This is a genomic window from Actinotignum sp. usb-actsch-rep-73, assembly GCF_059082735.1.
The window spans coordinates 1-19,975 of sequence record NZ_JBHNPV010000056.1; the positions used below are offsets into that span (position 1 = coordinate 1).

The 19,975-nt window shown below is 58.8% G+C and carries 21 protein-coding genes; 16 read left to right on the top strand and 5 right to left on the bottom strand.

Features of this window, described 5'->3' with window-relative positions; translation table 11 throughout:
• The coding region (locus tag AC5RE1_RS03815) for a VaFE repeat-containing surface-anchored protein (RefSeq protein WP_493938371.1) at nucleotides 1-474 on the top strand (474 nt) is incomplete at its 5' end.
• Between the two features lie 119 nt (nucleotides 475-593).
• On the opposite strand, the gene AC5RE1_RS03820 is transcribed toward AC5RE1_RS03815, so the two are convergent.
• From AC5RE1_RS03820 to AC5RE1_RS03835, 4 genes are all read right to left on the bottom strand, one after another.
• Nucleotides 594-1,907, bottom strand: coding sequence for a chloride channel protein (locus tag AC5RE1_RS03820; protein ID WP_493938372.1), 1,314 nt, complete (start codon nucleotides 1,905-1,907; stop codon nucleotides 594-596).
• 7 nt (nucleotides 1,908-1,914) lie between these two features.
• The gene (locus AC5RE1_RS03825; RefSeq protein ID WP_493938373.1) at nucleotides 1,915-2,370 is read right to left on the bottom strand and encodes a MarR family winged helix-turn-helix transcriptional regulator; all 456 of its coding nucleotides are present in this window, start codon (nucleotides 2,368-2,370) and stop codon (nucleotides 1,915-1,917) included.
• 215 nt (nucleotides 2,371-2,585) lie between these two features.
• Nucleotides 2,586-3,005 carry an LLM class oxidoreductase gene (locus AC5RE1_RS03830; RefSeq protein ID WP_285068021.1) on the bottom strand — a complete coding sequence of 140 codons (420 nt, stop codon included), beginning with the start codon at nucleotides 3,003-3,005 and terminating at the stop codon, nucleotides 2,586-2,588.
• A complete protein-coding gene (locus tag AC5RE1_RS03835) occupies nucleotides 2,977-3,117 on the bottom strand; it encodes a hypothetical protein (protein WP_243440756.1) in 141 nt (46 codons plus the stop codon). The genes AC5RE1_RS03830 and AC5RE1_RS03835 overlap by 29 nt, the downstream gene beginning before the upstream one ends.
• 401 nt (nucleotides 3,118-3,518) lie before the next feature.
• Here AC5RE1_RS03835 and AC5RE1_RS03840 point away from each other — a divergent pair, with 401 nt between their 5' ends.
• The 5 genes from AC5RE1_RS03840 to AC5RE1_RS03860 all read left to right on the top strand — a co-directional run bounded on the left by AC5RE1_RS03840 (nucleotide 3,519) and on the right by AC5RE1_RS03860 (nucleotide 7,772).
• Entirely contained in the window at nucleotides 3,519-3,845 is a 327-nt protein-coding gene (locus AC5RE1_RS03840; protein ID WP_006680732.1) for a histone-like nucleoid-structuring protein Lsr2, read from the top strand.
• A 53-nt stretch (nucleotides 3,846-3,898) separates the two neighbouring features.
• Complete coding sequence (locus AC5RE1_RS03845) at nucleotides 3,899-4,636, top strand: phosphoglyceromutase (RefSeq protein WP_006680733.1); 738 nt, start codon at nucleotides 3,899-3,901, stop codon at nucleotides 4,634-4,636.
• A gap of 215 nt (nucleotides 4,637-4,851) precedes the next feature.
• Complete coding sequence (locus AC5RE1_RS03850; protein ID WP_040318486.1) at nucleotides 4,852-5,370, top strand: CarD family transcriptional regulator; 519 nt, start codon at nucleotides 4,852-4,854, stop codon at nucleotides 5,368-5,370.
• 27 nt (nucleotides 5,371-5,397) lie between these two features.
• Nucleotides 5,398-6,189, top strand: coding sequence for an IspD/TarI family cytidylyltransferase (locus AC5RE1_RS03855; protein WP_179370125.1), 792 nt, complete (start codon nucleotides 5,398-5,400; stop codon nucleotides 6,187-6,189).
• A 218-nt stretch (nucleotides 6,190-6,407) separates the two neighbouring features.
• Nucleotides 6,408-7,772: an MFS transporter gene (locus tag AC5RE1_RS03860; protein WP_493938374.1), complete on the top strand. Its 1,365-nt coding sequence runs from the start codon at nucleotides 6,408-6,410 to the stop codon at nucleotides 7,770-7,772.
• Nucleotides 7,773-7,921: 149 nt separating this feature from the next.
• Here AC5RE1_RS03860 and ispF read toward each other — a convergent pair whose 3' ends face one another.
• Nucleotides 7,922-8,446 (bottom strand): 2-C-methyl-D-erythritol 2,4-cyclodiphosphate synthase, encoded by a 525-nt coding sequence (gene ispF / locus AC5RE1_RS03865; RefSeq protein ID WP_006680737.1) that lies wholly within the window; start codon nucleotides 8,444-8,446, stop codon nucleotides 7,922-7,924.
• 75 nt (nucleotides 8,447-8,521) lie between these two features.
• On the opposite strand from ispF, the gene thrC reads away from it, so the two are divergent.
• The 10 genes from thrC to dtd all read left to right on the top strand — a co-directional run bounded on the left by thrC (nucleotide 8,522) and on the right by dtd (nucleotide 19,843).
• A complete protein-coding gene (gene thrC / locus AC5RE1_RS03870) occupies nucleotides 8,522-9,985 on the top strand; it encodes a threonine synthase (RefSeq protein WP_493938375.1) in 1,464 nt (487 codons plus the stop codon).
• A gap of 110 nt (nucleotides 9,986-10,095) precedes the next feature.
• Complete coding sequence (gene cysS / locus AC5RE1_RS03875; protein WP_493938376.1) at nucleotides 10,096-11,556, top strand: cysteine--tRNA ligase; 1,461 nt, start codon at nucleotides 10,096-10,098, stop codon at nucleotides 11,554-11,556.
• A 233-nt stretch (nucleotides 11,557-11,789) separates the two neighbouring features.
• Complete coding sequence (rlmB, locus tag AC5RE1_RS03880) at nucleotides 11,790-12,779, top strand: 23S rRNA (guanosine(2251)-2'-O)-methyltransferase RlmB (RefSeq protein ID WP_219585616.1); 990 nt, start codon at nucleotides 11,790-11,792, stop codon at nucleotides 12,777-12,779.
• 487 nt (nucleotides 12,780-13,266) lie between these two features.
• Nucleotides 13,267-14,244 (top strand): SPFH domain-containing protein, encoded by a 978-nt coding sequence (locus AC5RE1_RS03885; RefSeq protein ID WP_103633151.1) that lies wholly within the window; start codon nucleotides 13,267-13,269, stop codon nucleotides 14,242-14,244.
• Between the two features lie 42 nt (nucleotides 14,245-14,286).
• A complete protein-coding gene (locus AC5RE1_RS03890; RefSeq protein WP_493938377.1) occupies nucleotides 14,287-14,508 on the top strand; it encodes a type II toxin-antitoxin system antitoxin in 222 nt (73 codons plus the stop codon).
• Nucleotides 14,509-14,652: 144 nt separating this feature from the next.
• Nucleotides 14,653-15,933 (top strand): adenylosuccinate synthase, encoded by a 1,281-nt coding sequence (locus AC5RE1_RS03895; RefSeq protein ID WP_103633149.1) that lies wholly within the window; start codon nucleotides 14,653-14,655, stop codon nucleotides 15,931-15,933.
• Between the two features lie 489 nt (nucleotides 15,934-16,422).
• Nucleotides 16,423-17,397 (top strand): hypothetical protein, encoded by a 975-nt coding sequence (locus AC5RE1_RS03900; RefSeq protein ID WP_493938378.1) that lies wholly within the window; start codon nucleotides 16,423-16,425, stop codon nucleotides 17,395-17,397.
• A 97-nt stretch (nucleotides 17,398-17,494) separates the two neighbouring features.
• Entirely contained in the window at nucleotides 17,495-18,139 is a 645-nt protein-coding gene (locus AC5RE1_RS03905; protein ID WP_006680745.1) for a heme-binding beta-barrel domain-containing protein, read from the top strand.
• The gene (gene ygfZ / locus AC5RE1_RS03910; RefSeq protein ID WP_103633148.1) at nucleotides 18,123-19,412 is read left to right on the top strand and encodes a CAF17-like 4Fe-4S cluster assembly/insertion protein YgfZ; all 1,290 of its coding nucleotides are present in this window, start codon (nucleotides 18,123-18,125) and stop codon (nucleotides 19,410-19,412) included. Before AC5RE1_RS03905 ends, ygfZ begins: the two co-directional genes overlap by 17 nt.
• Nucleotides 19,412-19,843 (top strand): D-aminoacyl-tRNA deacylase, encoded by a 432-nt coding sequence (dtd, locus tag AC5RE1_RS03915; protein ID WP_493938379.1) that lies wholly within the window; start codon nucleotides 19,412-19,414, stop codon nucleotides 19,841-19,843. The genes ygfZ and dtd overlap by 1 nt, the downstream gene beginning before the upstream one ends.
• Nucleotides 19,844-19,975 lie beyond the last annotated feature (132 nt).

A 19,975-nucleotide genomic window follows, 5' to 3' on the forward strand; every position in this document is an offset into this window, starting at 1 on the left:
GCGACCGACAAGGTGGACGGCGATAAGACTCTCGCTTCTTCGGGCCCGGTGACGATCACGGACAAGGTGTGCTACACGAACCTGAAACAGGGCAGGGAATACGCCCTGTCGGGCACGTTGATGGATAAGGCTACTGGTGGGCCGCTGATGGTTGAGGGCAAGCCTGTGACCGCTTCCAAGACGTTCACCCCAAGCCAGGCTGATGGGTGCGAAAACGTTGATTTCACCATCGACGGCTCCATGGTGGTCGGCAAGACCACCGTCGTGTTCGAACGCCTCGAACACGACGGACAAACCATCGCTGTCCACACTGACATCAACGACGAAGACCAGACAGCGCTCTTTGAAAAGACTCCCACCCCGCCCGAAGAACACCTTGCGAAAACCGGTGCCCAAACACTCTTATTCCTTGCAGGTGCCACACTCTTTGCACTGATGGGCGTCGGAGCTATTGCACTCCATCGTCGCTCTTAAAAGCAATCTACGCCCCAACAGGGGGAGTGCCCGCCGGGGTGCTTCGACCAAGGGTGAAAAAGATTGCTACGAGGTCGCGCACTAAGAACGCCAAGCGATGTTTGAGGTGCGCGGCCTCGTCAATCAGAAGAAGGAAAAGGTGGAATCGACACGGTTGCGTGGACTTCGGCAAGCCTGCGAGCCTCGCGCCTCTTGCGGATCCACGCGGTCATCAACACCGAACCAACCAACGCGATTCCAGTAGAACCAACAATGGGAAGACCTGCAAAACCGGTGAACTCGAAAACCAGAGTCAAACCGGTTAACGGAGCCGCCATCGACGAACCCAAGAAAATCGCAGCACCAATAAACACACACGCAGCCACCGATACGCTGGGAACAACCTGTTGCCACACCAAACCAGTCACCGCGCCAATACCGGCACCCAAGGCGACTCCAGGAGTCAGCGTTCCACCCCACGCCCCAGCACGAATCGTCACAAGAGTCGTGAACGTCTTCGCCACAAGGACCAATAGTGCCGTGATCAAACCAGCGCCAGCTAGCCAGCGAGCATCAAACTGCGTCTGAGCACTCGCCTGCCCATTGCCGAGCACCGAAGGAATCACTATCGCAATAAGACCAACAATGACGAACGCCAGCGGAAGTGACCAAAGAAGGTGAGCAGATCGGGGCTTAGCCTGTTCGCACCGGTCAACCCACGTTCGGAACAATTCACCCAGCGCACCCAAAATGGGTCCCATGATCAGCGCCCAGACGACAAGACCCCACGACGTCTTCAAAGGCTCAACCGAATAAAAGGGTGCAGGTCGATGCCAGCCGGTAGACACCAATACGGAAAGAACAGCAATAAAAGAAGCGGTCGCAACCGCCTTCGGGCGCTTGGACAAAAGCAGAATTTCAAGAGCATAAACAGCGCCGGAAATAGGAATCGAATACACAGCCGACAAGCCGGCACCCGCACCACACGCGACAATAATTCTGCGATCCTCGGCGGACAACCCGCAGTGCGAAGATAGCCAGGAAGAGAGCGAGGCGCTCACTTCACGAGGAGCCACTTCACGGCCAATCGAAGCTCCCATGCCAACCAAGACAATCTGCGTCAGGGCATGCCAGATGGTTCGAAGCGGAGGTAGCGTCTCTCCCTCAACCCCAGCCTTCACGCTGGTCAGCTGAGGATTCTTCTGGAACATCACAGTCCACGAAATAGCCCCTAACACGCCAGCAACAAGCAGGATCAAGGGGCGATGCCATGAAACGGAGGTAGAAACAGAATCAAGGAATGTGCCCGAGTGATGATTCCACACCACTGCCTCGACTCCATGCAGAAGGCGAGTACACAGCCAGCCAACAATTCCGGCGGTAACCCCCGTCGCAAGGGTCGCGCTGATATAGCGAACCCAATAGGGCAGGGTAGGCAAGCGGTTGGAAGGCACGGGCGGGTCAGGCCATATGGTCGTCGATGCGTCGAGCGATGCGACCAAACACTTCGTTGAGCACGGTGACCTCTTCTACGCTCAGGTCGTTCAGTACGATCTCTCGAACGACCTCACGGTGCACGTCAGCAGCCTTTTCGAAGAACTTCTTGCCAGCATCCGTCATTAGAATCAGGCCACCACGTCCGTCACCCACGCACGTCGTACGCTCTACGTATCCGCGAGAGACAAGCCGATTTACAGTGTGTGTCAGGCGGGAGGGGCTGAATACAACCTCATGAGCCAAAGCGGAGGGGCGAATGCCTTCATCGCCAGCTCGTGCCACCTGAAGGAGCACGTTATATTCGGGCTGAGTCACGTGGCACTTCGCCTTCAGCTCGGCTTCGATAGCGTTCGTCAGACGTGCCGTGGTCACGAAATACGTTTCCCACGCGCGTCCGCGAGCATCGTGTCTCATGATCATCCCTTCAGTGGCGTTTCAAAGTCAGCAAACCCAGGCCAATGCGAGGCTTCTTGGTCTGAGGCAGCGTCCGTGGCCACCTGAGACGCAAGGTCTCAACTATATCCGATTCAGAAAAGTTATCGAGTATAGGTGAATCATTCTCTGGCTGAGAAACGACGGAATCTCACGGTTCGTCATGTGAAGTGTGAACAGAAAGTGCCAAACGTCCAAAAAGATCACGTACGCCTCGCGCAATCCGATCGGCACGTTTCGCTGTCGAAGACTCCTCCGACATTCCAGCGTGAATGATGACGAACCGCATCCTGCGACTTGCGTGCCATGAAGACTTGACCATCCAGACCAACAATTGCCTTCTTTACAGGACCGTGACCGTAGTGTTCAAAGTGCTCGTGGTACAGGGTGACCATGTGTTCTGGCGACCAGAAAACACTGTTGTGGAAGAAACAGTCACCGTAATAGGCGACCTGTACAGTAATTTCGGGGGAGCGAATAGGGCCGTGCCATACAAATGGAGCAATTCCGTTCAGTGGGCGTGGAGTGGAAGTGAAACCGTGCAAAGGCGTACGTACGGAATTTACCGTGCCAATCGACATCATCTTCGCTCCATCAACGGCGTAGAAGAGCGTAGTTTTCAATGGCCAACGGAATACCGTTGCGAATATTTTTTCCGAACCACGGGTAAACCGAATCTGTATTTCCGTGACTCATCATCAGGTCAATTCGACCACCTGACATGTATTGCGCCATTGCGTAGTCTTCGGCATTTTTGGTGGGGTTGTTGGTTGTAATCAGAGTCGGTGGTGTCTGAGACGCTCATGATTCCGAACTGCAGGGGTACTCTTTGTTCTTAGCTGAGATCCAATGTGGTACAACGTTCAACTCAATTGAAGTCGGTGGCAGATTTTCTCCTGTGCGCTTCGTCTCTAGGCCTACGAGGTTGACCCCACTGAACAAAACACCCCTCTTGGTTCAAACGTCGAAGAGTTTTGGTCAATTAACTCTCACTTCTAGTCTTACTTTATAAGTATTCAATTTCACTATTTAAAAACGGTTGCGTCGGTTCTTTCTTATTTTATATTCTGTCTTCAGACAATTTGATTGTCTCCGGACAATAACAATCGAACATCAATGAGTGAATAGGACCCCTTATGAAGAAGACGCACGTTGTTCTCGTTGACGATATTGATGGAACTCCTGCAAAAGACACCGTTACATTCTCATTCCAGGGTGTGACCTACGAAATTGACCTCTCGGAAGAACACATTTCTGAAATTTCCGCTGATTTTGAAAAGTGGATTTCTTCATCGCGCCGTATCGGTGGTCGAGCAATCCGCGGTTCGCGCGTGGCCTCGTCGGCAGCTCTGTCGCGCGCAGGTGAAATTCGCGCATGGGCCACAGAAAACGGAATCCAGGTTTCCGACCGTGGGCGCATCCCTGCCGACATCGTCGCGAAGTTTGAGAGGGCTCACGCCTGAGATAGGTCCTTGGGGTCTATGACAACACCCCTCGAAGATGGAAGAATGACGTCATGACATACACACTGGTGCTGCTCCGCCACGGCGAGAGCGAATGGAATGCAAAGAACCTCTTCACCGGCTGGGTTGACGTGCCGCTCTCCGAAAAGGGCCGCGCCGAAGCCGCACGCGGTGGCGAGTTCCTCAAGGAATCTGGCGTTCTGCCGGACCTCCTGTTCACCTCGATGCTGCGCCGCGCAATCATGACCGCGAACCTCGCACTCGATGCTGCCGATCGTCACTGGATCCCGGTTGAGCGCAACTGGCGTCTGAACGAGCGCCACTACGGTGCTCTTCAGGGTAAGAACAAGAAAGAAATCCGCGACGAATACGGCGAGGATCAGTTCATGCAGTGGCGTCGTTCCTACGACGTTCCGCCACCGGCAATCGAAGCTGGCTCCGAATTTAGCCAGGACACCGACCCACGTTACGCAGGCGAGCCGATCCCGATGACCGAATGCCTGAAGGACGTCCTTGAGCGCCTGCTCCCGTACTGGGACGGCACCATCGTCCCGGCAATCAAGACCGGCAAGACCGTCATGATCGCCGCACACGGCAACTCGCTGCGCGCCATCGTCAAGCACCTCGACGAAATCTCCGACGAGGACATTGCAGGCGTCAACATCCCGACCGGTATCCCGCTTGTTTACGAGCTGGATGAGGAAACCCTCAAGCCGATCAAGAAGGGTGGCACCTACCTGGATCCCGAGGCAGAAGCAAAGATTGCTGCTGTCGCCAACCAGGGCAAGTGAGCATCTAGATAGCTGAACGAGTGGGGCGGATCCGCGAAAGCGGATTCGCCCCATTTGTATTGTGCTGATTTGAATCCACATGTGAAGTAGATCGCGGGGGTGGACCGAGTGCCGCCCCTCGTGAGTGGCTTCGGCCCGCCAGCGCCTAGTCGGGTAGGAAACGGGTGCAAATGGTAGACTTGTATTCGCTAGTCGCATATCTGCAGGGAGCTCTCATGACGTTCGAAATTGGTCAGACGGTCGTTTATCCGCACCACGGTGCAGCCACGATCGAAGAGATCTCTACGCGCACGTTGCGTGGTGAAGAGATCACGTTCTTGACCTTGCGCGTCGAACAGGGCGACATGACCATTCAGGTTCCCGCAAATAACGTTGACCTTGTTGGTGTGCGTGAAGTTGTCGGTGAAGATGGGCTGGAAGAGGTTCTGAAGGTTCTTCGCGCCCCCTACGTTGAAGAGCCCACCAACTGGTCCCGCCGTTTCAAGGCAAACCAAGAGAAGATCGCAACCGGCGACATCGTGAAGGTCGCTGAAGTTGTTCGTGACCTGACGCGTCGCGACGATCTGAAGAAGCTTTCCGTTGGTGAAAAGCGTACCCTGACCAAGGCTCGTCAGATCCTCTGCTCTGAACTTGCGTTGGCGCGTAATATCACCGAAGAACAGGCAGCTGCTCGCCTTGACGAAATCCTCGCCGAAGGTCGTATCACCCCTGAAGATGCCGTAGACGCTGAGTGACCTGACCCGTCACACTTCGGATCCTCAATGTCAACCGCTCTTGCAGTCCTGACAGCAGCAGGCTCCGGCACCCGTTTGGGGGGTGACGGTCCCAAAGCTCTTGTTGAGCTTGCTGGCACTACTCTTCTTGAACGATCCGCCCGCGGGCTAGCTCAAGCTGGTGTTGCAGGTATCGTCGTGACAGCGCCCGCCGATCAGGTCGATACCTTCGCCACTTACTTTCCAGATGGACGTATCACGCTTACAAGCGAGCAGGGCGAATCCTGTTCAATACCTGTTCTTGTCGTTGCGGGATCATCCGCGTCGCGTCAAGCCTCAGTTGCCCTCGGACTGGATGCGTTAGAAACCCTCGCCGAAACCCACGGGATGTGCCTTGACGCTTCAACCCCCGTCCTTGTTCACGACGCCGCGCGAGCTTTGACTCCGCCAGACGCGATTCGTCGCGTCATTGCAGCCGTCACGTTGGGATACAACGCTGTCATCCCGGTTCTGCCAGTGACCGACACGCTCAAACAAGTTGGCGACTCCACCGCGTCAGCACACCTCGGCATCGGACTGCGCCCGGTGGTGGCAACCATCGACCGTTCCGCCCTTGTCAGCGTGCAGACACCTCAAGGATTCGCGTGGTCCACCTTGCGCGAAGCGCACGAGTCCGCCCGGACTCGTGGAGCAAATGAACGTACAGCGGCGACCGATGACGCGGGTCTTGTGGAAGACGCGGGTGGCCAAGTGATGACAGTCCCTGGCGACCTTCTCTCCATGAAAGTCACAACCCGGCTCGACCTTGCGCTCGCAACACTTCTACTCGATCAATCCTGAAAACTGCCAGCTTGCCCGCCACAGCGGGGTAAGAAAGATGCCCGGTGTGGCCTCGTCAATGAGGGACTAGAACGGGGACACAAGGCAGATAATGCGACCAACTTGCACGTCCGCGAAACGTTCAAGAAATCAAATTTTGCTCCTCTTCGTGTTAAGTTCCAGATGTCAGCAACACTGACAGCGCCCAAAGCAGCGGACGTATGTCCGAGGAGAAACGAATGTCATCCACCCCAAACGCCCCAGTGGCATCAAAAGAAAAAACGAAAATCCTGACGCGCCCCGTCATTGAATGGGCAGCGTGGGACTGGGGGTCGGCAGCGTTCAACGCTGTCGCCACCACTTTCGTCTTCTCCACCTACCTGACCAGCGATGGGCTGTTCACCGATGCGGGCACCGCGAACTCGCACCTGTCGATCGGGTTGACGGTCGCGGGCCTCATCATCGCTCTTCTCGCGCCGATTACCGGCCAGCGCGCAGACCGTCGTGGTAAGGGCGGTGTCTGGCTCGGCTGGTTTACCGGCGCGGTTGTCCTGTCGATGCTCGCCATGTTCTTCGTCGCCCCCGAATCGTCGATCGGGCCGAACGCGTCGCTCTGGCTCGGTATTTCACTGCTGGGCGTCGGCAACATCTTCTTCGAGTTCGCGTCCGTGAACTACAATGCGATGCTCAACCACCTGGCTGACAAGAAGGACATGGGGCGTATCTCCGGCCTTGGCTGGGGAGCCGGCTACGTTGGTGGCATCGTCCTGCTACTCATCCTCTACGTCGGCTTGATTGGTCCGAACCTGCTGGGTGTGTCCACCGACAACGGTCTGAATATTCGTATCGCGATGATCATTGCGGCACTCTGGTTCGGTCTCTTCGCCCTGCCGGTCGTGCTGCACCCGCCGAAACCGTCGGTCCTGCACCACGATGATTCGAAAGAATCTCTGCTCGACTCCTACCGTATGCTCTGGCAGACCGTGAAGGGCCTGCACCGCGAAGCGCCGCACACACTGTTTTTCTTGCTGGCTTCCGCCGTCTTCCGCGACGGCCTGGCAGGCGTTTTCACCTTCGGTGCAATCCTGGCAAAGTCCGCGTTCGGTTTCTCCGCCGGTGACGTCATGGTCTTCGCAATCGCCGCGAACGTCGTGGCGGGCCTAGCTACCATCGGCTTCGGCGCTCTCGACGACAAGATTGGCCCGAAAAAGGTCATTATCTTCTCGCTCGCTTCGATGGTCGTTTTCGGTCTGGGCGTCTTCTTCTTCCACGCGCACGGCTCGATCGTCTTCTGGAGCCTTGGCCTGTTGCTCTGCATCTTCGTCGGCCCGACGCAGTCGGCATCCCGTTCGTTCCTCGGCCGTATCATCCCCGCAGGTCGTGAAGGTGAAGTCTTCGGCCTGTACGCGACCACCGGCCGCGCCGTCTCTTTCCTGGCGCCGTTCATGTACGGCGTCTTCCTGAAGATCGGCAAGGCGCAGTCCACCGGCGGCGACTACACCTACTGGGGCATCCTCGGTATCATCCTGATCCTCGCCGTTGGCTTGGTCCTGACCATCCCGGTCAAGGCAGACGAGGCACACTTGGAGCACCTCGAAAAGTAATGGGGGAGTAGCGGGCTGACTCTTTCTGCCTGCTCGCCTCTGTTCTCTTCCCGATTCTTGAGGTGCGCTTGTCGCGGGGGATCTCGACCGCCGTTTTCTTCGCGGGTACTCACCCGCGGTTTCCCCGTGACCTCGTTCGTGCTGGCGAACTACTGAGCCCGAACGACGAGCGCAACCGCTGTTGCTGCCAAGCCGTCGCCTCGTCCCGTAAACCCAAGCCCGTCCGTCGTCGTGGCGCTGACGGAAACGGGGGCGCCGACGATCTCGCTCATCCGCTGGCACGCTTCGGGTAGACGCGCAGCCATGCGAGGCTTTGTGCCGATCACTTGCACGGTCGCATTACCGATGTGCCAGCCAGCTTTGCGCGCCATTCGGCATACCTCGACAAGGAATTGTTCGCCGGATGCGCCCGACCACTCGGGTCGACTGGTCCCGAACACGCTTCCCATTTCGCCCAGGCCGGTCGCCGCCAAAATTGCGTCGCACACTGCGTGAGCTGCAACGTCGCCATCAGAGTGACCCTCCAGTGGGGTTTCGCCCGGCCACTCCAAACACGCGAGCATGAGAGTTTTGTCGGGCAGATTCCCACACTCGTCTGCGACTGCGAACGCGTGAACGTCGATCGCTTGGCCAACGCGGAAGGGGACGGGAGTGGAGTGAGCGGTGTCAGTCATGCTTCAAGGCTAGCCGGTGCGACGCGGATTTGGGACGGAGCTCGCACGACAGCCTGACCCCGATAGGATCGGCGCATGCGGTACATTTCGACTCGCCAATCTTCGGCCGACAACGCGCGCTCGTTCAGCGACATCCTTCTTGAGGGCCTCGCTCCCGACGGCGGCCTCTACATGCCTGAAAGCTACCCGCAACTGGGCGCGACAGACCTCGAAGAACTCAGCCGAGTCCTCGCAGATGAAGGCTATGCGGCGCTCGCTGCCCGCGTTCTTGAACTGTTCATTGACGACATTCCCTCCGAGCACCTGAAGGCGATTACCGCTCGCGCCTACCGCACGCCCGCGTTCAGCGACCCGGCGATCGTTCCGGTTACGCACCTCCAGTCCGGAGTCTGGGTGTCGCACCTGTCGAATGGCCCGACGGCAGCGTTCAAGGACATGGCGATGCAGTTGCTTGGCGAACTCTTCGAGTACGAGCTCGACCGCCGTGGAGATTGGCTGACGATTGTGGGTGCGACCAGTGGTGATACCGGCTCTGCTGCCGAGTACGCGCTACGAGGCCGGAATGGCCTGTCGGTCGTCATGCTTACTCCGGCCGGACGCATGACAGCATTCCAGCGCGCGCAAATGTTCTCTCTGCTGGACGACAACATTGTGAACGTCGCAGTTGAGGGCGTATTCGATGACTGTCAGGACTTGGTGAAGGCGGTCAACATGGACCCTGACTTTAAGACGAAATGGCATCTGGGCGCGGTTAACTCGATCAACTGGGCGCGCCTGCTCGCCCAAGTTGTGTATTACGTCGCGACTTGGTTGCAGGTGGCACGAGGTGCGGACGGTGGCCTCGACCTGGATTGCCGAGTGAACGTCGTCGTTCCCTCGGGCAACTTCGGCAATATTTGCGCAGGCCACGTGGCGCGACAGATGGGCTTGCCACTGGGAACGCTTGTTGTGGCCACGAACGAGAACGATGTTCTTGACGAGTTTTTCCGCACCGGTGTCTACCGCGTTCGTTCTTCGGCTCAAACACTGGCAACCTCGTCGCCGTCGATGGATATTTCGAAGGCATCCAACTTCGAGCGCTTTATCTTCGACCTGCTTGGTCGCGACGGGGAGCGTACCGCTCAGCTGTTCGGCGAGGTCCTGAACTCGGACGGCTTCTTCGATCTGTCCGGCACTGAAGAATTTGCCGCCCTTGGCGAAAAGTACGGCTTCGTGTCGGGCACCTCAAACCATGCCCACCGCCTGGAACAGATTCTCTTCACCGAAGAAAACGACGGCTACCTGCTGGACCCGCATACCGCGGACGGCATGCACGTCGCACGCCAGTGGGCACCGCGCCTGGGCGGGCCGACCGTCGTCATGGAAACTGCGCTTCCCGTGAAGTTTGCCGACACGATCCGCGAGGCAACCGGCCATGAACCCACCGTTCCCGCCCGATTCGCCGATATTGAGGGGGGCGAGCAACGCGTCGTGAGCCTGCCGAACGACGCCGACGCCCTGCGTGCTCTGATCGAAGAAAAGATCACGCCCAGAAACTGAGCTTCCGAAACGCCTGTCCCCTGTGCCACCCCGCCCTTTCGTCGCGTTACGCAGTTCTAAAAGTGGAGGCGGCCTCGTACCGTGGGAGCCGACGCGGGTAGCATGGCACTATGACGCTTCACCTGTACGACTCGAAGTCCGCCACCCTGCAGCCACTGGTTCCTGTAAACCCGGGGAAAGTGGGGATTTACCTGTGTGGCGCGACGGTGCAGGGTGCGCCGCACGTCGGACACCTGCGCGCGGCCGTCGCGTTCGACTCGCTGATTCGTTGGCTGAAGCGCAATGGTCTGGACGTCACTTACATCCGTAACGTCACCGACATTGATGACAAGATCCTCAACAAGTCCGCCGACGCGGGCGTTGAATGGTGGGCGTGGGCGCAGCGTTTCGAGCGCGAATTCACCGAAGCGTATGCGACCCTCGGTGTTCTACCACCGACCTACGAACCTCACGCGACCGGGCATATTCCGGACCAGATTGACTTGATTAACCGCCTGATCGAGCGCGAGCACGCCTACGCCGACGGCCAGGGCAACGTCTACTTCTCCGTCGCCAGCCAGGACGATTACGGGTCGCTGACCCGCCAGAAGCTCGACGACATGCGCACCACCGAAGACGAGGCGCAGATCGACGCCGTCGTGGAAGCGGGCAAGCGTGACCCTCGCGACTTTGCGCTCTGGAAGGCAGCCAAGGCAAGTGAGCCGGAAACTGCGGCTTGGGATTCTCCGTGGGGACGAGGCCGCCCCGGCTGGCATCTCGAATGCTCTGCGATGTCGCGGCGCTATTTGGGTGACGAATTCGATATTCACGGCGGTGGAATCGACCTGCGATTCCCGCACCACGAGAATGAACAAGCGCAGTCACACGGCGCAGGTTGGGGATTCGCGCGCCTCTGGGTTCACAACGCGTGGGTCACCATGAAGGGCGAAAAAATGTCGAAGTCGCTGGGCAATGTGCTCTCCATCGACGCTCTGACTGCAGAGCATCCGGCTGCTGCCGTTCGGTGGGCGCTTTCGACCGTTCATCACCGCAGTGGAATTGAGTGGGGCCCTGAAACCATGCCAGCTGCTGCCGCTGCATGGGCGAAGTTTTCCGCCTTCGTGGAACGCGCGATTGCGATTGCAGACGAGGTTCCCGCTTCCGAAATTGCACTGCCTGCGTCCGAACTACCCGAGGGCTTCGTGACCGCAATGGACGATGACCTGAACGTGGCCGGAGCGCTTGCCGTCATTTACGAGCACATGAAGGCCGGCAACGTTGCCATCGAAGCGGGCGACACCGAAGCGGTCCGACGTGAACAGCAGTTGGTGCGCTCCATGCTTGATGTCATTGGACTTGACCCCGCATCCGAGCAGTGGCGAAGCGGACTAGGCTCCGCTGGAACAGCTGGAGGTGCGGGATCTGGCGAACACGACGCGCTCGACACCCTCGTTCAGGCCGTCATCGAAGAACGTGCGCAGGCTCGCGCCGAAAAGGACTGGGTGCGCGCAGACGCTCTTCGCGACCGCCTCGCGAACGCAGGAATCGAAGTCGCTGACGGGCGTGATGGAGCAACCTGGAAACTCGCCTGACCTTCCGTTGATCGCAGGCACGTTTCTCGCGAGGAATTGCCAAGGCCGATAATCGGAGCGAAAGCTGGAAATCGCTGGCGTTCTCGGCCTCGTCAATTGGTGAACAAGAGAAAGTGCGCCGTGATACCTACCGCAAATGGCGATATCGTGCGGGAAAACAGTCGGGGAGCCGATAGGCTTGCTATCTGAACTGCTCGCCGGGAGGCGAGACCAACGAACGATAGGTGAAACTCATGGCGGGAAACGACGGTCGTCGCGGCGCAGTGCGCAAACCCGGATCGAAGAAGGGCGCGAAAGTCGGCACCGGCGGGCACTCGCGTCGTAGGCTCGAAGGTAAGGGGCCGACCCCGAAGGCTGAAGACCGGACCTACCATCCCGCGTACAAGCGCAAGATCCAGCGGGAAGCACGCGAAGCTCGGGAAGCAGCGATCGCGCGCGCACGCGCCAAGTCATCCATCAAGGTCGCACCCGGCCACGAACTGATCGCCGGTCGCAACCCCGTCGCCGAAGCTGTCCGCGCCAACGTGCCGATTGAACGTGTCTTCGTGCTCGACAATGTGAAAGACGACCGCGTCGAAGAGGTCATCCGCCTCGCCACCCACATGGGGGCCCCTGTTTTCGAGGTCACCCGTCGCGACCTCGACGTCGCAACTGAGGGCGCAGTCCACCAGGGCGTAGCCGTTGAGGTGCGCGGATACGAATACTCGCACGTCGAAGACCTGATCGTCGGATCCTTCCAGAAGGTTGGAACGCCCCTGCTGGTCGCGCTCGACCAAGTGACCGACCCGCACAACCTGGGCGCAGTTCTCCGTTCTGCCGGAGCATTTGGTGCCGACGGTGTCATTATCCCGGAACGTCGCTCCGCAGGTGTCAACACCACCGCGTGGAAGGTCTCTGCTGGCGCAGCCGCCCGAGTTCCCGTCGCGCGTGCAACCAACCTGGTCCGTGCCCTCGAGGAATGCAAGAAGAACGGTATGTTCGTCATCGGCCTTGACGGCGGGGGAGACGCGTCGTTGCGCGGGTTGAAGCTCGCCGATGCGCCGCTGGTCGTTGTCACCGGCGCCGAAGGGGCGGGCCTGTCCCGCCTGGTCCGCGAAACCTGCGACCAGATTGTGTCCATCCCGATCTCGTCCGCGGTCGAATCGTTGAACGCCGCCGTCGCAACCGGCATTGCCCTGTACGAGGTCGCCTCCGTCCGCGCGGAGGCTGCCACGGTTAAGTGAGGTAACCGTCAACTACGGTAGGCATTGCCTGGCGAGGTAGGTGATGCCAGCTGAGGTAGGTGTCGCCAGCTTTTTCGTCGTGCCCGTGTTTTCCCTTGCGTAAGAGCGCGAGCATGAGGCATGTGTGGGTGCTCGGCGGAGTGCGGGTGGTGGCAGGCGTCGGTTTTTGTCGTGTAAGGCGATGTTTTCCCAGTTGAAAGCCCATTTTCGTCGCCTTGTACGTCTTTTCTTTCCTGAGCGCTCATCCGGGTTGCCTTCAGCTGACCAGATGTGCCACGCATTCTGCGTGAGCACCCATTTTCGGCTGGCGTTGCGCGCGTGGCCTCGCGAATTGTCGATAGTACGCGATCGTGAATGATGCACGAGACCGCCCACTGTATCCAAACAAAAACATGCTATTGACGCGGATTAAAAAATAGATATCATATTGATATCGCACTCGTGTGGAGCTAGCCGACCGGCTGGCGCGAGTCGCAAAGGAGAACTGATGTCGCACTCGGTGGCTCAGGAAGAGCACATCAACGTCAAAGGCGTAGCTGATAATGCGTTTGCTGAAGCAAAAGCGCGCGTGAATATTGCGGAAAAGAAGGCGCCGGCACTCGGATCGGCGATCGCCTTCCCGATGGCCTTGATCCTGCTCGCAGGTTTCGGCTACTCGATCTACCTGTTCGTTACAGGTGCGATCGCGGATGACGCTGGCGAAGCGGGCGGTGTCGCAAGAATAGTCTCCGGTTCGGTCATGTTCCTCCTCGTCATGGTGTTGATGCCCTGCTTGGCGGTCGTCTCTCCTGGCCAGACCTCGGTTCGCCAGTTCTTCGGCAAGTACGTTGGCACGGTTCGCAAGACGGGCCTGGTGCTGGTACCACCGTTGACGAATGGCAAGAAGGTCTCCGTCAAGGTCCATAACTTCGAGACGAGCGAGCTGAAAGTCAACGATTCCGACGGTAATCCGGTGAATATTGCGGCGATCGTCGTGTGGCAGGTTGCTGACACGGCGCGCGCGGTCTTTGCAGTCGAGCAGTACGAGGAATTCATCAAAGCTCAGGCGGAGTCGGCGCTGCGTCACGTCGCCACTTCGCACCCCTATGACGAGCCCGGCCCGGGCGAAACCTCGCTACGTGGCGGTACAGACGTCGTCTCTGCTGAACTTGCGCGCGAAGTTGCGGCTCGCGTCGAACTGGCTGGTCTTGAAATCGTCGAGGTTCGTATTTCGTCTCTCGCTTACGCGCCCGAAATTGCGCAGGCAATGTTGCAGCGCCAGCAGGCCGGTGCTGTGATCGCTGCCCGTGAGCAGATCGTTGAAGGGGCGGTCACCATGGTTGAGCAGGCGCTGAACCGTCTGGAAGACAATGACATCGTGTCGCTTGATGATGAACGCAAAGCTCAGATGGTGTCGAACCTGCTGGTCGTGCTCTGCTCTGATCAGCGCACTCAGCCGATCGTGAATGCGGGCTCGCTGTACTGACCTGCTGGGTTGGTATTGGGGAGCGAATCGCCGGGTGAGTAAATGACTCCGAAGAATGAGCGCAAGCAAATTCTTCTGCGCTTAGATCCTGCCGTCCACGAGGCGTTGTCCAAGTGGGCGGCAGACGATCTGCGCAGTGTGAACGCGCAGATTGAGATCATTCTGCGTCGCGCGCTGAAGGATGCGGGGCGTGAAGCAAAGGCTCAGCCGCTTCGGGGACGAGGCCGCCCGCCCAAACAAACCCCCAATGAAGGGGTGGAGTAAGATTTCTATTGCTTAATACGTACGTGAAGGCGTATGCGTTAAGCGTGTCTGCTGTTACTGCTCACGCGCTGGCGTAAATCTCGGTAGAATGGTGCGAGGTGCGGCCACAGTCGTACGTATAGCAAGAATATCGGGGAGAAACCCATGCCAGCCGTGATCGTGCTCGGTGCCCAGTGGGGCGACGAAGGTAAAGGTAAGGCGACCGACCAGCTCGGCCAGAACACTGACTATGTTGTGAAGTTCAACGGCGGTAACAACGCCGGTCACACTGTCGTCATCGACGGGGAAAAGTACGCGCTGCACCTGCTGCCCGCGGGCATCCTGTCCAAGGGTGTTACCCCGATCATCGGCAACGGTGTCGTCGTCGACATTGATGTTCTGTTCCAGGAATTGGCAGAAATGGAATCGCGTGGCGTTGACTGCTCGCGCCTGAAGATTTCCTCCAATGCTCACATCATCCCCAGCTACAACCGTCTGATGGACCAGGCGAACGAGCGTGCTCGCGGGAAGAATCAGATCGGCACAACCGGCCGTGGCATCGGCCCGACCTACGCGGACAAGATGAACCGCGTCGGCATCCGCATTCAGGATCTGTTCGACCCGAAGACGCTGAGCGAGAAGATCGAGGCAGCTCTTGCTCCGAAAAATGAGGTTTTCGCAGCCGTCGGCATGGAAACTCTCGACCCTGACACCGTCACTGAAGAACTGCTCGCATATGCCGATCGCATCCGCCCAATGGTCTGCGATGCGTCCCTCGAAGTGAATGACGCGCTCGATCGTGGCGACACGGTGCTTTTTGAAGGTGGTCAAGCCACCATGCTCGACATCGACCATGGCACGTACCCGTTTGTGACCTCGTCGAACCCGACCGCCGGCGGTGCGCTGACTGGCACCGGTGTTGGCCCGACCCGCATCGACCGCGTTGTTGGTGTTGCGAAGGCGTACACGACGCGCGTGGGTGAAGGCCCGTTCCCGACAGAACTTGATGATGAGGTCGGTGAGGCCCTGCGTCACAAAGGTGGCGAATTTGGTGTGACCACCGGTCGTGCTCGCCGCACCGGCTGGTTCGACGCGGTTGTCATGCGCTACGCGACCCGCATCAACGGCCTGACCGACATCTGCCTGACGAAACTCGACGTGCTTTCTGGCTATCCGACCATCCCGGTCTGCGTCGCCTACGAGGTCGATGGCGTCCGCATGGAAGAAATGCCTCTTGACCAGGTCGGTTTCGAGAACGCTGTCCCGGTGTACGAAGAACTGCCCGGTTGGGAAGAGGACATCACCGGTTGCCGTACCTTCGAAGAGTTGCCGAAGAACGCGCAGGATTACATCGCGCGCCTCGAAGAGCTGTCGCGTTGTCGCATTCAGTCGATCGGCGTCGGCGCTGGTCGTGAAGCGACGATCGTCCGCTACCCGCTGATCTGACACCGCTGGCGACCGTCCGCCGTTTGGCGGATCTCTCGCCCCGCGCAGACTGAGCTGCTACTCCGCTGATTTTGACGTGAGCTTAGCAGTACCGTCCGCGATCATAATGACGAGGCCTGGCCCGGGTGAAACACCCGGGCCAGCCTTGTTTTATCCCTTGGCGTTCATAGGGGCCTACAGGGAACGGGCGGAACAGAAAAAGTGGCCACGACAGGAAACCCATCGCAGCCACTTTTCAACGATTAGACACCGAGCCGAAAGCGCCTGTCGGCGCGAAGGCCGCTCGTAGCGGCAAAGTTTGGAGCCCGGGGCTTAACAACTCGGTGCGCGTACAAGCATACGCAATGCGAGCCTCGTCAGCGAGGGGAGGACAGGTGGGACATCCCACCAAAATGTGCGACCATGAATCGTATGGAGTCTGTTCCCACTCGACCTGCCTCGACGCCCCATTCTCATCGAGGGCGTCGCGATTTAAGCGACCGCCTTTCGATGGCAACCCTGTCAATCGCGACCGGTATGCGCTTATCCGCGGTCATCGTTCTTCTTTTCTCGATTCTGACCGTGGTCGTGTGGGCGTTGCCGGCAGCGTCTTTGACGTTTGCTTCTCTGATTGCTCTGATCGGTGTTGTTCTTGCCTTCACGTGGGGTGCGCTTACCGGTCTGGATCTTCCTCCCCTCACGATTATCGCGTTGGCGTTTTCGGCAGCTGTTCTGCCGATGGTGGTCGCGCTGACGGGCGACTTAAAATATGGCGTTCCGGTGATTGGGGCGTCGGTTGTTGCGATTGTTGCTTCGGTGATTTTCACGGCTCCAACGCCAACGAATCACTCGTTTATCACAGGTGAGAATTGTGCTGAAACGATCGCGCAACGCCAGCGTGAGCGGGCTCTTCAGGAAGCTCTTATCGCAGGTGAATCAGTCGATGAGGCCGATGTGATGGTGCTACGCCGAGTGAAGACTCGTCCTAATGAGCGTCCGACCTCTTTGACTCTTGCCTCCGCGATCGGAGCCTTGATTCTGATTGCCGCGTCGGCTGTGTGGATCACGTTGAATTCTCTTGAGCAGTGGAGCATGATGATCCCCGTTGCCGCGGTCTTGATTGCGCTGATTGTGTGGGGAGACCAGATTGGCCACACCTATCGTTCGCAGTCGATTGGTGCGCTTTCGGTGGGAGCGATCTCGGGCGCAATCATTGGTGTTGTCGCATATATTGCCGGTCGCGCATCGCAGATGACGCCGATTATTCTTCCGGGCCTTGCGTCTGTCATCGGTCCGATCCCGGCGGCCGCTCTTTTCGGTTTGCTTGAAGGTGTGGCTGTTGGTGTGACGATTGTGGTTCTTGATGGTCTGCTAGGTGATCACACGACGCGTCGCCCGCCGACGGGTGCGCTGGGTCGCGCCTGCGCAAAGTTCTTGGTTGCTGCGATTCCGATTTACGCGTTGATCCGCATCGGTGGCATCTGAGCCAAATCCTCGCTTCGAGCCTCGTAACTGCTGACTGACGCGGTGGTGGCGGATCCAAATATCGCGTGGGCGCGCGCAAACCTTTAGGCTAATTTCCATGATGGTTATTCCTGCTGATTTGCCTGTTGCTCTTGCTCCTCTCGCGTGGATGCTCGGTACGTGGAAGGGCTGGGGGATGGCCGCTGGCGCTGAAACGGATACTGCGATCATTGAAGAGATGCGCGGTGAGATTTGTGGTGAGCAGATGCGTTTCACCACGTCGATTTACCAGGGGCTTCCGGCTCCCGGCGTTGAGATTGAGCCGACGTGGGACGCTGCCGAGGGGCTGTCACACATTGGTCGCGGTGAGCTTTTGGTCGAAGAGACGATGTACGTGTCGGTGATGCCGGGCACGGATGAACTGCCTCCGCCGGGTCAGTATGTGCCGCGCGAGTTCACGGCGACTTCGGCTTTGACGAATGGTCTTGGTGTGCTGTGGGCGGGCGTGGGAGTTGGCCCGCGCGTGCAGATGGTGTCGGATGCGATTGCGCGTGACGCGAAGGCGCAAGAGGTCGAACACCTGGGTCGCATGTACGGCCTGGTTGCGGGTGAGCTCATGTGGACGCAGGAAAAGACTATTGTCGGTGGCGAAGCTGGAGTTGAGTTCTCAGGCCGCTTGATGCGTACCGAGCAGGCGCGCACCGCGTCGGGCGAAGCCGTTGAAGGCATTGACGCCCAGGCTGAGAGTGGTTTCCTTGTCTGATTCCCCCGTTTCTTCCACTACGTCGGATTCGCCTGCTGACGAGTGGCTGTCTCCGCTTGCCACGTGGCCGGGTGCGATTCTCACGTCCGACGATCTAGGGGACCAGGCCACCCGCGCTCAAGAAGCTGACACCCCTGAAGAAGGGGCGGAGCCACAGACCTTTGCGATCCCCGTGACGCCGATTGCCCTGCATTACGGCGACCCTTTGGGGGAACAGTGGGCCTTGGAAGAGGGGCGCGCGATCACGGATCGCGCAGACTTGGGCGTCATCACCGTGTCTGGTGCGGATCGTCAGACGTGGCTGACCAGCATTACGACGCAGATTGTCACGGGTATGGGCCCGGGGGATTCGAAGGAGCTTCTGGTTCTGGATCCTCAGGGTCATATTGAGCACCAGGCTGCAGTAGCGGACGACGGTAAGAACACGTGGCTGATCTGTGAAGGCTATGACACCCAAGGTCTAGTGGAGTTCCTGCGTTCGATGCAGTTTGCTCTGCGCGTGCAGGTTGATGTGCGCTCTGACGTGACGGTGTTCGCGACCGCGGGCAGTGACACGGATACAGCTACCGGGCTTCCCGGCCTCGTGCTGACGTGGAACGATCCGTGGCCGGGCGTGACCGAGGGAGGCACGGAATACTTCCAGGGCTCTCATCCGGGCGAGCGTTCACGGATACGTTTGCATGTTGTGCATCGCGACGGGGCGAAGCAGTTTATTACCGACTGGCTGGCCACTGATGCGAAGCGGAAGCCTGCGGGGTTCCTTGCGTGGGAGGCGATGCGTATTGCTGCGTGGCGCCCGCGCTTGGGTGTCGACACGGACGCGCGGTCGATTCCGGCTGAGGTCGACTGGCTGCGCACCGCGGTCCACACGAATAAGGGCTGCTATCGCGGGCAGGAGTCGATTGCTCGCGTGCTCAATTTGGGGCGTCCGCCGCGTCGCCTGACGTTCCTGCAGCTTGATGGTTCACGAGGCGACCTTCCCGAGGTAGGTACTCGCATTGAATCGAACGGTCGAGTTGTTGGTATCGTGACCTCTGTTGCTCGCCATAGAGAGCTTGGTCCGATTGCTTTGGCGGTGCTTGCGCGCAACGTTCCGGCGTCGATGGTGTTCGACTTGGGTGGTATTGCTGCAGCTCAGGAACTGATTGTTCCCGTTGATGGCAAATCTGCAATGTCCCCCGAAACACGTCCGGGAGCTGATTTGAATAATCCTGATCTGCGTCGCCATGACGTGTCGCCGATCGGTGGCCTGGGCGCGTTGGGAGCCCGCTGATGCGCGCGGTTATTCAGCGCGTGACCAGCGCTTCCGTGTCTGTTGACGGTCAGGTTGTCGGGGCGATTGATCGCCCGGGCCTGATGGTGTTGCTCGGCGTGAAAAGAGGAGACAGTGCGGAGCAGGTTGCGACTGTCGCCCGTAAGATCGCGGAACTTCGCATTCTCGGTGATGAGCAGTCCGCCTCGGAACTCGGTGCTCCGATCCTGCTGGTTTCGCAGTTCACGCTCTACGGGGATACGCGCAAGGGGCGTCGCCCCTCGTGGGTGAATGCCGCCCCGGGCGATGAAGCACAGCCTCTCGTCGATGCGGTTGTCGCCGATTTACGAGGTCGCGGCCTCGAAGTAGCAACGGGCGAATTCGGCGCGATGATGGAAGTTTCGCTGGTCAATGATGGCCCGTTCACCGTACTGGTGGAATCCGAAGCGTAACTGAAACAGCCGGGAGCCGATCGGCCTCGTCGATATTCCTTTTTCACCCCATGGCGAACTAACGCGCATATAATCGTGCGCTCGCTTAGTGTGGTTTCAGTTGAAGAATCACTCCGCGTGTTGGCGCGGTCC